The 14,204-nt window shown below is 62.8% G+C and carries 13 protein-coding genes; 8 read left to right on the top strand and 5 right to left on the bottom strand.

Going from position 1 to position 14,204, the window contains the following annotated elements:
• Positions 1-82: 82 nt before the first annotated feature.
• Entirely contained in the window at positions 83-1,537 is a 1,455-nt protein-coding gene (gene thiI, locus CAG34_RS02320) for a tRNA uracil 4-sulfurtransferase ThiI (RefSeq protein WP_025340935.1), read from the bottom strand.
• A 470-nt stretch (positions 1,538-2,007) separates the two neighbouring features.
• Between thiI and glnA the strand changes: the two genes are divergently transcribed.
• The 4 genes from glnA (at position 2,008) to ntrC (ending at position 6,822) form a co-directional block, all read left to right on the top strand.
• Positions 2,008-3,414, top strand: coding sequence for a type I glutamate--ammonia ligase (gene glnA / locus CAG34_RS02315; RefSeq protein WP_025340936.1), 1,407 nt, complete (start codon positions 2,008-2,010; stop codon positions 3,412-3,414).
• A gap of 173 nt (positions 3,415-3,587) precedes the next feature.
• The gene (locus CAG34_RS02310) at positions 3,588-4,031 is read left to right on the top strand and encodes a cupin domain-containing protein (protein WP_085587762.1); all 444 of its coding nucleotides are present in this window, start codon (positions 3,588-3,590) and stop codon (positions 4,029-4,031) included.
• Positions 4,032-4,303: 272 nt separating this feature from the next.
• A complete protein-coding gene (gene glnL / locus CAG34_RS02305) occupies positions 4,304-5,389 on the top strand; it encodes a nitrogen regulation protein NR(II) (RefSeq protein ID WP_025340937.1) in 1,086 nt (361 codons plus the stop codon).
• Positions 5,386-6,822, top strand: coding sequence for a nitrogen regulation protein NR(I) (gene ntrC / locus CAG34_RS02300; protein ID WP_013974578.1), 1,437 nt, complete (start codon positions 5,386-5,388; stop codon positions 6,820-6,822). The genes glnL and ntrC overlap by 4 nt, the downstream gene beginning before the upstream one ends.
• Before the next feature lie 441 nt (positions 6,823-7,263).
• Here the strand turns inward: ntrC and CAG34_RS02295 are convergent, their stop codons facing one another.
• The gene (locus CAG34_RS02295; RefSeq protein ID WP_075046617.1) at positions 7,264-7,701 is read right to left on the bottom strand and encodes a hypothetical protein; all 438 of its coding nucleotides are present in this window, start codon (positions 7,699-7,701) and stop codon (positions 7,264-7,266) included.
• Between CAG34_RS02295 and trmL the strand changes: the two genes are divergently transcribed.
• On the top strand, positions 7,700-8,161 hold the full coding sequence (gene trmL / locus CAG34_RS02290; RefSeq protein WP_025340939.1) for a tRNA (uridine(34)/cytosine(34)/5-carboxymethylaminomethyluridine(34)-2'-O)-methyltransferase TrmL: 462 nt from the start codon (positions 7,700-7,702) through the stop codon (positions 8,159-8,161). The genes CAG34_RS02295 and trmL overlap by 2 nt on opposite strands.
• Before the next feature lie 163 nt (positions 8,162-8,324).
• Here trmL and secB read toward each other — a convergent pair whose 3' ends face one another.
• From secB to CAG34_RS02275, 3 genes are read right to left on the bottom strand one after another with little or no spacing between them, the layout of a single operon-like run.
• On the bottom strand, positions 8,325-8,810 hold the full coding sequence (gene secB, locus CAG34_RS02285; protein ID WP_013974581.1) for a protein-export chaperone SecB: 486 nt from the start codon (positions 8,808-8,810) through the stop codon (positions 8,325-8,327).
• A 39-nt stretch (positions 8,811-8,849) separates the two neighbouring features.
• Positions 8,850-9,104, bottom strand: a complete 255-nt coding sequence (grxC, locus tag CAG34_RS02280) for a glutaredoxin 3 (RefSeq protein ID WP_003249204.1) — start codon at positions 9,102-9,104, stop codon at positions 8,850-8,852.
• Position 9,105: 1 nt separating this feature from the next.
• A complete protein-coding gene (locus CAG34_RS02275; RefSeq protein ID WP_003259887.1) occupies positions 9,106-9,519 on the bottom strand; it encodes a rhodanese-like domain-containing protein in 414 nt (137 codons plus the stop codon).
• A 206-nt stretch (positions 9,520-9,725) separates the two neighbouring features.
• Between CAG34_RS02275 and gpmI the strand changes: the two genes are divergently transcribed.
• The 3 genes from gpmI (at position 9,726) to CAG34_RS02260 (ending at position 14,201) form a co-directional block, all read left to right on the top strand.
• On the top strand, positions 9,726-11,261 hold the full coding sequence (gpmI, locus tag CAG34_RS02270; protein WP_025340940.1) for a 2,3-bisphosphoglycerate-independent phosphoglycerate mutase: 1,536 nt from the start codon (positions 9,726-9,728) through the stop codon (positions 11,259-11,261).
• Positions 11,262-11,501: 240 nt separating this feature from the next.
• The gene (locus CAG34_RS02265; RefSeq protein ID WP_015272119.1) at positions 11,502-12,806 is read left to right on the top strand and encodes a murein hydrolase activator EnvC; all 1,305 of its coding nucleotides are present in this window, start codon (positions 11,502-11,504) and stop codon (positions 12,804-12,806) included.
• Between the two features lie 78 nt (positions 12,807-12,884).
• Positions 12,885-14,201: a S41 family peptidase gene (locus CAG34_RS02260; RefSeq protein WP_023660970.1), complete on the top strand. Its 1,317-nt coding sequence runs from the start codon at positions 12,885-12,887 to the stop codon at positions 14,199-14,201.
• Positions 14,202-14,204 lie beyond the last annotated feature (3 nt).

Raw genomic sequence — 14,204 nt, 5'->3', positions numbered from 1 at the left:
CGAATATGTACGGTTTGAGGCTCAGCGGGCCCGATGGTCGGGAGGGCGATGGCGGATGCTGCCGCCATACAGCCCTGGCGTCTTATGTCGGACGATAAACACGCACATTGGCATGTCCCTCACTGAGCAGGTGGTGTGCGTGCAGACGGCTCATCACACCTTTGTCGCAATACAGCAAGTACTGGCGGTTGGCATCCAGGTGCTTGAACTTGCTGTTGATGGCATAGAACGGCATGGCCTGGACTTCGATACCGTCGAGCACCAGAGGTTCGTCCTCTTGGGCATCGGGGTGACGAATGTCGATGACGATCTGGCCGGGCAGCGCCTCGGTCACTTCCTCGATTTCGATGTCCTTGCCCAGTTCGTCGATCACATGGTCGATGGAGATCAACCGGGCGCGTTCCAGGGCGCGCTCCAGCACGGCCATGTCGAACTGCTTCTCTTCATGCTCCATGCGGTGGCGCTTGGCGTGGGTGGTGGGGTTTACCGAGATCACGCCGCAGTATTCTGGCATGTGCTTGGCGAAGTCGGCAGTGCCGATCGCGTAGGCCTGGTCGATGATGTCCTGCTTGTGGCTGGCCAGCAGCGGGCGCAGCACCAGCTTGTCGGTGGCCGAATCGATGATCGACAGGTTCGGCAGGGTCTGGCTGGACACCTGGGAAATCGCCTCGCCGGTGACCAGCGCGTCGATCTCCAGACGGTCGGCCATGTGCGCGGCACCGCGCAGCATCATGCGCTTCAGGGTCACACCCATGTAGCTGTTGTCGACCTTGTTGAGGATCTCGCCGACCACTTCCTCGAACGGCACGCTGATGAACAGCACGCGCTGGCTGCTGCCGAACTTCTTCCACAGGTAGTGGGCCACTTCCATCACGCCCAGCTCATGGGCACGGCCGCCGAGGTTGAAGAAGCAGAAGTGGGTCATCAGGCCACGGCGCATCATCTGGTAAGCCGCCACGGTGGAGTCGAAGCCGCCGGACATCAGTACCAGGGTCTGCTCCAGGGCGCCCAGCGGGTAGCCGCCGATGCCCTGGTGCTGGTTGTGGATCACGTACAGGCGCTGGTCGCGGATTTCGATGCGCACCAGCACTTCCGGGTTCTTCAGCTCGATGCCGGCTGCGCCGCACTGCTGGCGCAACTGGCTGCCGACGTAACGGTCGACGTCCATCGAGGTGAAGTCGTGGTGGCCGCCGCGCTTGCAGCGCACGGCGAAGTGCTTGCCGGCCAGCAGGTGACCGAAGTGCTGCTTGCACTTGGCGACGATGTCGTCGAAGTCGCCAAGCGGGTATTCCTCTACCTGCAGGAAGTGGGTGATACCCGGGGTGCAGGTGAGGCGCTCGATCATCTCGCGCTGGACTTTTTCGTCTTCGACGCGGGTAACCACTTCGAGATTGTCCCAGACACCATCGACCACGAGCTCAGGGTCGAGGTCCTTGAGCACGTTGCGGATGTTCTTGCCGAGCTGGCGGATGAAGCGCTTGCGCACCGGCCGGCTCTTGATGGTGATTTCTGGGAAGACTTTGACGATAAGTTTCATTGGTTAACAGCGCGCGCAGGGCCTGCCGAAAATGAGGGGCGCGAATTATAGCGGAAATTGCTCAGGATTTGACCAACTTTTGTACAGAAGGTCGGATTTATATTGCCTGCACCGGCCTCATCGCTGGCAAGCCAGCTCCCACAGGCTATCCGCAGCTCTCAAGACTTACGCCCTACCTGTGGGAGCGGGCGAGCCCGCGAAGAGGCCCTCAAAGAAAGCACACATTTCAAGCAATGCACACTATTGGTGCACCGCTACCAAAATTCGCATCTTAAGGGTGCATTTTTACCCGCCAACCCTGCGCCCAATGCCCGCAAACGCCCCCTTTTATCCCGCCCTCGCCATTTTCGGGCACTGGCATGCAATTTGCTCCCTTGTGAGGCAGGTAAGCTTGGCCGACTATCCGCGCCCGGCAACACCCTTTTTCCAGGGCAGCGGCCCACCGCGCTCTAGACCATCCGGAGGACAACATGTCGAAGTCGGTTCAACTCATCAAAGATCATGACGTCAAGTGGATTGATCTGCGTTTCACGGACACCAAAGGCATTCAGCACCACGTGACCATGCCGTCGCGTGATGCGCTGGAAGACGACTTCTTCGAAGTCGGCAAGATGTTCGACGGTTCCTCCATCGCTGGCTGGAAAGGCATCGAAGCTTCCGACATGATCCTGATGCCGGTCGACGAAACTGCCGTACTGGACCCGTTCACCGAAGAGCCAACCCTGATCATCACCTGCGACATCGTCGACCCGTCGAGCATGCAGGGCTACGATCGTGACCCTCGCGCCATCGCCAAGCGCGCCGAAGAGTACCTGAAGAGCACCGGCATCGGTGACACCGTATTCGCCGGCCCGGAGCCAGAGTTCTTCATCTTCGACGAAGTGAAGTTCCAGTCGGACATCTCCGGCTCGATGTTCAAGATCTTCTCCGAGCAAGGCTCGTGGATGACCGGCGCTGACGTGGAAGGCGGCAACAAAGGCCACCGTCCAGGCGTGAAAGGCGGCTACTTCCCGGTTCCGCCGTTCGACCACGACCACGAAATCCGTACCGCCATGTGCAACGCACTGGAAGAAATGGGTCAGACCGTCGAAGTTCACCACCACGAAGTGGCGACTGCCGGCCAGAACGAAATCGGCGTCAAGTTCAACACCCTGGTGAAGAAGGCTGACGAAGTACAGGCACTGAAGTACGTCGTGCACAACGTTGCCGACGCCTACGGCCGTACCGCCACCTTCATGCCGAAGCCTCTGTACGGCGACAACGGCTCGGGCATGCACGTGCACATGTCGATCTGGAAAGACGGCAAGAACACCTTCTCGGGTGAAGGCTATGCCGGCCTGTCCGACACCGCCCTGTACTTCATCGGCGGTATCATCAAGCACGGTAAGGCCCTGAACGGCTTCACCAACCCATCGACCAACTCCTACAAGCGTCTGGTCCCAGGCTTCGAAGCCCCGGTAATGCTGGCCTACTCGGCTCGCAACCGTTCCGCCTCGATCCGTATTCCTTACGTCGGCAGCCCGAAAGCCCGCCGTATCGAAGCTCGCTTCCCGGACCCATCGGCCAACCCATACCTGGCCTTCGCGGCCCTGCTGATGGCCGGCCTGGACGGTATCCAGAACAAGATCCACCCAGGCGATGCGGCCGACAAGAACCTGTACGACCTGCCGCCTGAAGAGGCCAAGGACATCCCGCAGGTTTGCGGCAGCCTGAAGGAAGCTCTGGAAGAGCTGGACAAGGGCCGTGCGTTCCTGACCAAGGGCGGCGTGTTCTCCGACGACTTCATCGATGCCTTCATCGAGCTGAAGAGCGAAGAAGAAATCAAGGTCCGCACCTTCGTTCACCCGCTGGAATACGAGCTGTACTACAGCTGCTGATCTGATCGGCGCCTGGCGCCGATGACATGATCACGAACGGCCTCCTTCGGGAGGCCGTTTTCGTTTCCGTGGCTGCCTCATCGATTTCATACAGAACCAGCAGATGCCGCTGACATTTCGCCGCCCCCTCAGCACGCAGGGTAGGCGTCCCTTCAGTCAACGGACATCACGCCATGCGCAACCTTCTACCTGCAATGATTACCGTATCCGCCCTCCTCGCCGGCTGCGCCAGCAACGGCACCGCGCCAGGCCAGGCAACGTCGCAGGTGCTTCACCGCGCCACCGGCAGTTGGGACGGCACCCCCTATCTCGATTACCCCGAAGGACGACCAGTGCTGTCGCTGGTGAAAGTCAGCATCCCCGCCCACACAACCCTCGGCTGGCACTGCCATCAGGCGCTCAATCTGGGCTATCTGGCAGAGGGCACACTTGAGGTGGAAACACGCGACGGCAAGCGCACAAGCCTGGTTGCGGGCCAGACGCTGGCAGAACTTCAAGGGGTAGTGCACCGCGGGCACACCACCGCGCAGCCCGCCACTGTCATGGTGTTCCACGCAAGCAATGAAGACCTGGCGTTTTCAACGCCAGAAGCCGAATGCCCGCCAACTGTGCGATAAACCCTGAAACCACCTATGCTCCATATTGGTGCATTCTGTGGACTAACGCCCCCGAATGCACCCCAAAAGCGATCACGTGAACCGTTTAATCAGTTCATTCTGGTGCGAATTGTCCCGTCTCCAGGGCTTTATCGGCAAATTCCGCTTCTTTTCGGAGCCTTGGTTTGGTTCTTGCATTTTTTGCCCAAAGACTGGAATCAGCGGATCCACCGCGCGCCCGACCATGGCCGCGCCCATGCCCGACACGCGCCAAAAGAGGTCGACGACGCCCTATGACCATCAGCGATGCCCAGCACCGTCTGCTTCTGGACAACCTGACCACCGCCACGCTGCTGCTCAACGCCGAGCTGCGCCTGGAGTACATGAACCCGGCCGCGGAAATGCTGTTGGCGGTCAGTGGCCAGCGCAGCCATGGGCAGTTCATCAGCGAACTGTTCACCGAGTCGACCGAGGCCCTCAGCTCGCTGCGCCAGGCGGTCGAGCAGGCGCACCCGTTCACCAAGCGCGAAGCGCAGCTCACCTCGCTGACCGGGCAGACCATAACCGTCGACTACGCGGTAACGCCGATCCTGCACCAGGGCCAGACCCTGCTGCTGCTGGAGGTGCACCCACGCGACCGGCTGCTGCGCATTACCAAGGAAGAGGCCCAGCTGAGCAAGCAGGAAACCACCAAGATGCTGGTGCGCGGCCTGGCCCACGAAATCAAGAACCCCCTTGGTGGCATCCGCGGCGCAGCCCAGCTGCTGGCCCGCGAGCTGCCGGAAGAAGGCCTGCGCGACTATACCAACGTGATCATCGAGGAAGCCGACCGCCTGCGTAACCTGGTCGACCGCATGCTCGGCTCGAACAAGCTGCCGTCGCTGGCCATGACCAACATCCACGAAGTGCTGGAGCGGGTCTGCAGCCTGGTGGAGGCCGAAAGCCAGGGCTGCATCACTTTGGTGCGCGACTACGACCCCAGCCTGCCTGATGTGTTGATCGACCGCGAGCAGATGATCCAGGCCGTGCTCAACATCGTGCGCAATGCCATGCAGGCGATCAGTTCGCAGAACGAACTGCGCCTGGGCCGCATCACCCTGCGCAGCCGTGCCCTGCGCCAGTTCACCATCGGCCACGTGCGCCATCGCCTGGTGGCGCGGGTGGAGATCATCGACAACGGCCCGGGCATCCCGCCGGAACTGCAAGACACCCTCTTCTATCCCATGGTCAGCGGCCGCCCGGACGGTACCGGGCTGGGCCTGGCCATTACCCAGAACATCATCAGCCAGCACCAGGGCCTGATCGAGTGTGAAAGCCATGCAGGCCACACCGCCTTCTCGATCTACCTGCCCCTGGAACAAGGAGCCACCGCCTCATGAGCCGAAGTGAAACCGTATGGATCGTCGACGATGATCGCTCCATCCGCTGGGTCCTGGAAAAAGCCCTGCAACAGGAAGGCATGACCACCCAGAGCTTCGACAGCGCCGATGGCGTGATGGGCCGCCTGGCACGCCAGCAACCGGACGTGATCATTTCCGACATCCGCATGCCGGGCACCAGCGGCCTCGACCTGCTGGCACAGATCCGTGAGCAGCACCCGCGCCTGCCGGTCATCATCATGACCGCCCACTCCGACCTGGACAGCGCCGTGGCATCGTACCAAGGCGGTGCCTTCGAGTACCTGCCCAAGCCGTTCGATGTGGACGAGGCGGTCTCGCTGGTCAAGCGCGCCAACCAGCACGCCCAGGAGCAACAAGGGCTGGATGTGCCGCAGAGCCTGGCGCGCACCCCGGAAATCATCGGTGAAGCGCCGGCGATGCAGGAGGTGTTCCGCGCCATCGGCCGCCTCAGCCACTCCAACATCACCGTGCTGATCAACGGCGAGTCCGGTACCGGCAAGGAGCTGGTGGCCCACGCCCTGCACCGCCACAGCCCGCGTGCAGCGTCGCCGTTCATTGCCCTGAACATGGCCGCCATCCCCAAGGACCTGATGGAGTCCGAGCTGTTCGGCCATGAAAAAGGCGCCTTCACCGGCGCCGCCAACCTGCGCCGGGGGCGCTTCGAGCAGGCCGACGGCGGTACCCTGTTCCTCGACGAGATCGGCGACATGCCCGCCGACACCCAGACCCGCCTGCTGCGGGTACTGGCCGATGGCGAGTTCTATCGCGTGGGCGGCCACGTGCCGGTCAAGGTCGATGTGCGCATCATCGCCGCCACCCACCAGAACCTGGAGTCGCTGGTACAGGCCGGCAAGTTCCGCGAGGACTTGTTCCACCGCCTGAACGTGATTCGCATCCACATTCCACGGCTGGCCGACCGCCGCGAGGATATCCCCGCCCTCGCCCGCCACTTCCTCGCCCGCGCCGCCCAGGAGCTGGCGGTGGAGCCGAAGATCCTCAAGCCGGAAACCGAGGAATTCATCCGCAACCTGCCGTGGCCGGGCAACGTACGGCAGATGGAAAACACCTGCCGCTGGATCACCGTGATGGCCTCCAGCCGCGAAGTGCTGATCGGCGACCTGCCGCCAGAACTGCTGAACCTGCCACAGGACGCCGCGCCGGTAACCAACTGGGAGCAGGCCCTGCGCCAGTGGGCCGACCAGGCGTTGGCGCGCGGGCAGACCAGCCTGCTGGACAGCGCAGTGCCGAGCTTCGAGCGGATCATGATCGAGACGGCGCTCAAGCACACCGCTGGCCGTCGGCGCGATGCGGCACTGTTGCTGGGTTGGGGGCGCAACACCCTGACGCGCAAGATCAAGGAGCTGGGGATGAATGTGGCGGGTGGCGATGATGAGGAAGGGGACGAGCACTGAGTTCGAGGTAAACCCATAGTTCTTTGGGGCTGCTGCGCAGCCCATCGCGACACAAGGCCGCTCCTACAGGAGAATGCGATCACCTGTAGGAACGGCCTTGTGTCGAGATGGGCCGCAAGGCGGCCCCAAACATTTCAGCCCTTCGATGCACCGATCCTGTGCCCGATGCACCTCTCGAAGGCACAAATCCCCCGCAAAAACGGCCAAATCACCCTGAAAACCCATAATTCACGGGCTTTTCAAAACTGGCACGCCCCCTGCAATAACCCATACATATCCAGTTTCGGGGGCCCTGGTACAGGCAGGCCGGGTGAACCCCTCTTTTATTCGCAACATCGCCAGTTTTGGGGACCTCGGTACAGGCAGGCCGGGCCATCCCCCCTTTATACGCAGTACCCCTTTCGGGGACCCTGGTACAGGCAGGCCGGGATATCCCCTCTTTTATTCGTGCAGTTTCACCTGCAACCGCCAGCGCCCAGCGTCCTCTGCACCGGCCCACTCGCCGTGCAGGGGGCGCGCGGCCACCACCGTCAGCAACAGACCTTCCTTGCTATTCTGCACCCGCCAGCTCACAGGCTTGCCCTGCAGGCTCAGTTGCCCTTGCCGGGCCTTGCCCTGGGCCTGGAACAACAGTGCTACCGTACCTTCCACATTCTCGCCATGCAGCTGGGGCTCTTCGTTGAACCACAGCTCCAGGCCATCCTGCACCACCTCCACCTGCTGCAGCTCGCGCTCGTCGGGTGTGGTCAGGCGGCCGATCATCAGCCCCACCATCAAGCCGACGATCGCCAGCGACAGCATCACCCGCGGGAACGCCTTCGAACGCAGGTCCGGTTCGGGGGTAGAATGCCCGTCATCTTCACGCTTGGAGCCGTGCATGTTTCACGTCATCCTTTTTCAACCAGAAATTCCGCCGAATACCGGCAACATCATTCGCCTGTGCGCCAACAGCGGCTGCGACCTGCACCTGATCGAGCCCATCAGCTTCGAACTGGATGACAAGCGCCTGCGGCGCGCGGGGCTGGATTACCACGAGTATGCCACGCTCAAGCGCCACGAGAGCCTGGCCGGATGCCTGGAAAGCCTGGGCAACCCACGGCTGTTCGCCTTCACCACCAAGGGCTCGCACCCGTTCCACGAAGTGGCCTACCAGCCGGGTGATGCCTTCCTGTTCGGGCCAGAAAGCCGTGGCTTGCCGACCGAGGTACTGGACAGCCTGCCGGCCGAACAACGCCTGCGCCTGCCGATGCGGCCGGGGTGCCGCAGCCTGAACCTGTCCAATACCGTGGCTGTGACGGTGTATGAGGCGTGGCGGCAGAATGGGTTTGCCGGGAGCTGAGCTATAGCCTGTGCCGGCCCTTTCGCGGGCTTGCCCGCTCCCACAGGGACCGCACCGCCCTTGAAACCTGTGCAGTACCTGTGGGAGCTGGCTTGCCGGCGATAGGGCCGGAACAGGCCAACAAAAAAAGGCGACCGAAGTCGCCCTTTTTCAAATGCAGCTATTACTGCACAGTCGGCGCTTCGCCGGCTTCCTGCATGCGCTGCATTTCCTGCGCGTACAGGGCGTCGAAGTTGACCGGCGACAGCATCAGGGCCGGGAACGAACCGCGGGTCACCAGGCTGTCCAGGGTCTCGCGGGCGTACGGGAACAGGATGTTCGGGCAGAACGCACCCAGGGTGTGGCTCATCGAAGCCGCGTCCAGGTTCTTGATCAGGAAGATACCGGCCTGCTGCACTTCAGCGATGAAGGCCACTTCGTCACCGTTCTTGACGGTAACCGACAGGGTCAGCACCACCTCGTGGAAGTCACCTTCCAGGGCTTTCTGCTTGGTGTTCAGGTCCAGGGCAACGCTCGGCTCCCAGGTCTGACGGAAGATCTGCGGGCTTTTCGGGGCTTCGAACGACAGGTCGCGCACATAGATGCGCTGCATGGAGAACTGAGGGCTGTTGTCTTCTGCAGCAGCGCCGTTGGTCTGTTGGTCAGTCATGGCAGATCCTTATCCTAATGTTTTTGAATGCAGTGCAAATCAGGCCGCCAGCAGCGCGTCGAGCTTGCCGGCGCGCTCCAGGGCATAAAGGTCATCGCATCCACCGACGTGGGTGCTGCCGATCCAGATCTGCGGCACAGATGTACGGCCGGCCTTCTGGCTCATCTCGGCACGAACCTGTGGCTTGCCGTCGACCTTGATTTCCTCGAAGGCCACGCCCTTGCTCTCGAGCAGGTACTTGGCGCGCATGCAGTAGGGGCAGTAGTCGCTGGAATAGACGATGACGGGCTTCATATCACTTCACCAGGGGCAGGTTATCGGCTTTCCAGCTGGAAACGCCACCGCTCAGTTTGGCGGCGTTGTAACCAGCCTTGAGCAGCTCGCGGCAGATGGTGCCGGACTGCTGGCCCATCGAGTCGACGACGATCAGGGTCTTCTCTTTGTGCTTGTCCAGCTCGCTCATGCGGTTGACCAGCTTGTCCTGCGGGATGTTCACCGCACCGACGATGTGACCGGCGGAGTATTCCTTGGTCGGGCGGATGTCGATGACCAGGGCTTTCTCGGCGTTGACCAGGGCAGTCAGCTGGCCGTTGCTCAGGCTCTGGCCGCCGCGACGGATTTCGTTGACGAGCAGCGCGACCAGCAAAACAACGAAGATCGCCACCAGGATGTAGTGGTTTGTCGCAAATTGAATCAGGTTAGCAACCATCTGGGGTGTTCCACGCGATTGAAAATGCCGGCCAGTATACACAGCCCCCCAGTGCCACCAAAGCCCGACGGGCCGGCCGGAAAGGTACCTTCATGTTGCCACATTGGCCACGCTGGTCAGGGAACAGGACGAATATTCGCCGCCGGTGGCGCATTTGCCCTAAAATGCGTGTCTTTATCATCTTTGAACAACCGTGAGTTTGATTGATGACGAGTACGCCCAAACCCCTGGTCCTGATCATCCTGGATGGCTTCGGCCACAGCGAAAGCCCCGAATACAACGCCATCTACGCCGCCAAAACACCGGTCTATGACCGCCTGCGCGCCAGCCAGCCGCATGGCCTCATTTCCGGCTCGGGCATGGATGTCGGCCTGCCGGACGGGCAGATGGGCAACTCCGAAGTCGGTCACATGAACCTCGGCGCCGGCCGCGTGGTGTACCAGGACTTCACCCGGGTGACCAAGGCCATCCGCGACGGCGAGTTCTTCGAGAACCCGGTTCTGACCGGCGCCGTGGACAAGGCAGCCAGTGCCGGCAAGGCCGTGCACATCCTCGGCCTGCTGTCCGACGGCGGCGTACACAGCCACCAGGACCACCTGGTAGCCATGGCCGAACTGGCCGCGCAGCGCGGTGCGGAAAAGATCTACCTGCACGCCTTCCTCGATGGCCGCGACACGCCGCCACGCAGCGCACAGTCGTCCATCGAACTGCTCGACGCCGCCTTCGCCAAGCTGGGCAAGGGCCGCATCGCCAGCCTGATCGGCCGCTACTACGCCATGGACCGCGACAACCGCTGGGACCGCGTCAGCGCCGCCTACAACCTGATCGTCGACAGCGCTGCCGAATACACCGCCGATACCGCCCTGGCCGGCCTGGAAGCGGCCTACGCCCGCGACGAGAGCGACGAGTTCGTCAAGGCCACGCGCATCGGTGAAGCAGTCAAGGTCGAAGACGGCGACGCGGTGATCTTCATGAACTTCCGCGCCGACCGCGCCCGCGAACTGTCGCGCGTGTTCGTCGAAGCCGACTTCAACGAATTCCCGCGTGCCCGCCTGCCAAAACTGGCCGCCTACATCGGCCTGACTCAGTACTCGGCGAAAATCCCGGCCCCTGCCGCCTTCGCCCCGGCCAGCCTGAACAACGTGCTGGGCGAGTACCTGGCGAAGAACGGCAAGACCCAGCTGCGCATCGCCGAGACCGAGAAGTACGCCCACGTCACCTTCTTCTTCTCCGGTGGCCGCGAAGAGCCGTTCGAAGGCGAAGAGCGCATCCTGATCCCGTCGCCGAAGGTCGCCACCTACGACCTGCAGCCGGAAATGAGCGCACCGGAAGTTACCGACCGCATCGTCGAGGCCATCGAGCAGCAGCGTTATGACGTGATCGTGGTCAACTACGCCAACGGCGACATGGTCGGCCATACCGGCGTGTTCGAAGCGGCGGTGAAAGCCGTCGAAGCCCTGGATGGCTGCGTCGGGCGCATCGTCGAGGCGCTGGACAAGGTCGGCGGCGAAGCGCTGATCACCGCCGACCACGGCAACGTCGAGCAGATGGAAGACGAGTGCACCGGCCAGGCGCATACCGCGCACACCACCGAGCCGGTGCCGTTCATCTATGTCGGCAAGCGCAACGTCAAGGTGCGTGACGGCGGCGTGCTGGCCGATGTGGCGCCGACCATGCTGAAGCTGCTGGGGCTGGAAAAGCCGGTGGAAATGACTGGTACCTCGATTCTGGTCGACGCCTGATTCTGAGCATGGGGCCGCATCGCGGCCCAATCGCCGGCAAGCCAGCTCCCACAAGTACTGTACAGTTTCAAGGCCTGTGGTGATCCTGTGGGAGCTGGCTTGCCGGCGATTGGGCTGCAAAGCAGCCCCTTTGCACATGAATTCCAGACAAACGCCCCTCTGCACCCGCAGCGAGGCGTTTTTTTTGCCCGCCCGCGCGGGCATACTAGGCCAGTCTCCATCCTTGGTACGCCAAACCCCATGCTTCGCGCCCTGATCCTCCTAGCCCTGTCTTGCCTGCTCAGCCCGGCCTTTGCCGATGAGCGTGCGCAGACCCAGCAGCAACTGGACGCCACCCGTCAGGATATTGCCGAGCTCAAGAAGACGCTGGGCAAGCTCCAGGAAGAAAAGGCCGGTGTGCAAAAGGACCTCAAAGCCACCGAGACCGATATCGGCAACCTCGAAAAGCAGGTGGAGGCCCTGCAGCAAGAACTAAAAAAGACCGAGGGCGAGCTGGAGCGCCTTGATACCGAGAAAAAAAAACTCCAGAGCGCCCGTGTTGAACAACAGCGACTGATCGCCATCCAGGCCCGTTCGGCCTACCAGAACGGCCGCGAGGAATACCTCAAGCTGCTGCTCAACCAGCAGAACCCCGAGAAGTTCGCCCGCACCCTCACCTACTACGACTACCTGAGCAAGGCGCGCCTGGAGCAACTGCGCACCTTCAACGAGACCCTGCGCCAGCTGGCCAACGTCGAACAGGAAATCGCTACCCAGCAGCAACAGCTGCTGGCCCAGCGCGCCGACCTCGACAGCCGCCGCCAGGCCCTGGAAACCGAGCGTGGCAAGCGCCAGCAGGTGCTGGCCAAGCTCAACAGCGACATGAAGGATCGCGACCAGAAGCTGCAATCGCGCGAGCAGGACCAGGCCGACCTGTCCAAGGTACTCAAGACCATCGAGGAAACCCTCGCCCGCCAGGCCCGCGAGGCCGAAGAAGCGCGCAAGAAGGCGTTGCTGGCCCAGCAGGAAGCGGAAAAGCGCCGCCAGCAGGAAGCCCTGGCCGCCGCTGCCGCCCGCGAACAGGCCCGCGAACCGGTGGAGCCACCGAAAAAGGCCCGCACCACCCTGGGCCCGCTGGTTTCCAGCGACGGCGCGAACTACGGCGGCGCATTTTCTGCCGCACGGGGAAAACTTCCCTGGCCAGTCAATGGTCGATTGCTGGCACGTTTCGGTGATGCCCGCGGCAGCGATGCCCGTGCCAAGTGGGACGGGGTGATGATCAGCGCCAACCCGGGCACCCAGGTCCGTGCCGTGCACGGCGGGCGCGTAGTGTTCGCCGACTGGTTGCGCGGTGCCGGGCTTCTGGTCATTCTCGACCATGGCAACGGTTACCTGAGCCTGTACGGCCATAACCAGAGCCTGCTCAAGAGCGCCGGTGATATCGTCAAGGCTGGCGAGGCCATTTCCACCGTTGGCGACAGCGGCGGCCAGGACGCTGCCGGCTTGTACTTCGCCATCCGCCAGCAGGGCCGGCCTACCGACCCTTCGCAGTGGTGCCGGGGCTAGTCAAATTTCTACGGGGTAGCCCACGGGCTGCACCGATGCTCCCCAGGGAGCGCTTACAGGATCAGGAGTTCGTTCGACATGCTGCACTCGCCTCGTCTCACCCAGCTGGCCCTGTCCATCGCCCTGGCGGTCGGCGCGCCCCTGGCCACTGCCGCGGAGCCGGCCAAGCCGGCCGCAGTACCGGCCACCGAGGTGACCGCCAAGGCGCCACTGCCGCTTGAAGAGCTGCGCACCTTCGCCGAGGTCATGGACCGCATCAAGGCGGCCTATGTGGAGCCGGTGGACGACAAGACCCTGCTGGAAAATGCTATCAAGGGCATGCTCAGCAACCTCGACCCGCACTCGGCCTACCTCGGCCCCGAGGACTTCCAGGAGCTGCAGGAAAGCACCAGCGGCGAGTTCGGCGGGCTGGGCATCGAAGTAGGCCAGGAAGACGGCTTCATCAAGGTTGTCTCGCCGATCGATGACACCCCGGCCTCGCGTGCCGGCGTGCAGGCCGGCGACCTGATCGTCAAGATCAATGGCGCCCCGACTCGTGGCCAGACCATGACCGAAGCGGTCGACAAGATGCGCGGCAAGGTCGGCGAGAAAATCACCCTGACCCTGGTGCGTGACGGCGGCAACCCCTTCGACGTGACCCTCGCCCGCGCGGTCATCCAGGTCAAGAGCGTGAAGAGCCAGCTGCTGGAGAACGACTACGGCTACATCCGCATCACCCAGTTCCAGGTCAAGACCGGCGACGAAGTAGGCAAGGCCCTGGCCAAGCTGCGCAAGGACAACGGCAAGAAGCTGCGCGGCGTGGTGCTGGACCTGCGCAACAACCCGGGCGGCGTGCTGCAGTCGGCGGTGGAAGTGGCCGACCACTTCCTGACCAAGGGCCTGATCGTCTACACCAAGGGCCGCATCGCCAACTCCGAGCTGCGCTTCTCTGCCGACCCGGCCGACGCCAGCGACGGCGTGCCACTGGTGGTGCTGATCAACGGCGGCAGTGCCTCGGCCTCGGAAATTGTCGCCGGCGCCCTGCAAGACCAGAAACGCGCCGTGCTGATGGGCACCGACAGCTTCGGCAAAGGCTCGGTGCAGACCGTGCTGCCACTGGCCAACGACCGTGCGCTGAAGCTCACCACCGCGCTGTACTTCACCCCCAACGGCCGCTCGATCCAGGCCCAGGGCATCGTCCCCGACATCGAAGTGCGCCCGGCCAAGCTCACCGCCGAAGCCGACACCGACAACTTCAAGGAAGCCGACCTGCAGGGCCACTTGGGCAACGGCAACGGCGGCGCCGACCGCCCGACCGGCAGCGGCAAGCGCAAGGAGCGCCCGCAGGATGACGACTTCCAGCTGAGCCAGGCCCTGAGCCTGCTCAAAGGCCTGAACATCACCAAGGGCGACTGATCC

The sequence above is a fragment of the Pseudomonas sp. B14(2017) genome, assembly GCF_002113255.1.
GTDB lineage: Bacteria > Pseudomonadota > Gammaproteobacteria > Pseudomonadales > Pseudomonadaceae > Aquipseudomonas > Aquipseudomonas putida_Z.
The sequence above is the reverse complement of the archived record's forward strand: the minus strand, read 5'-3'. Positions and strand labels throughout refer to the sequence as shown.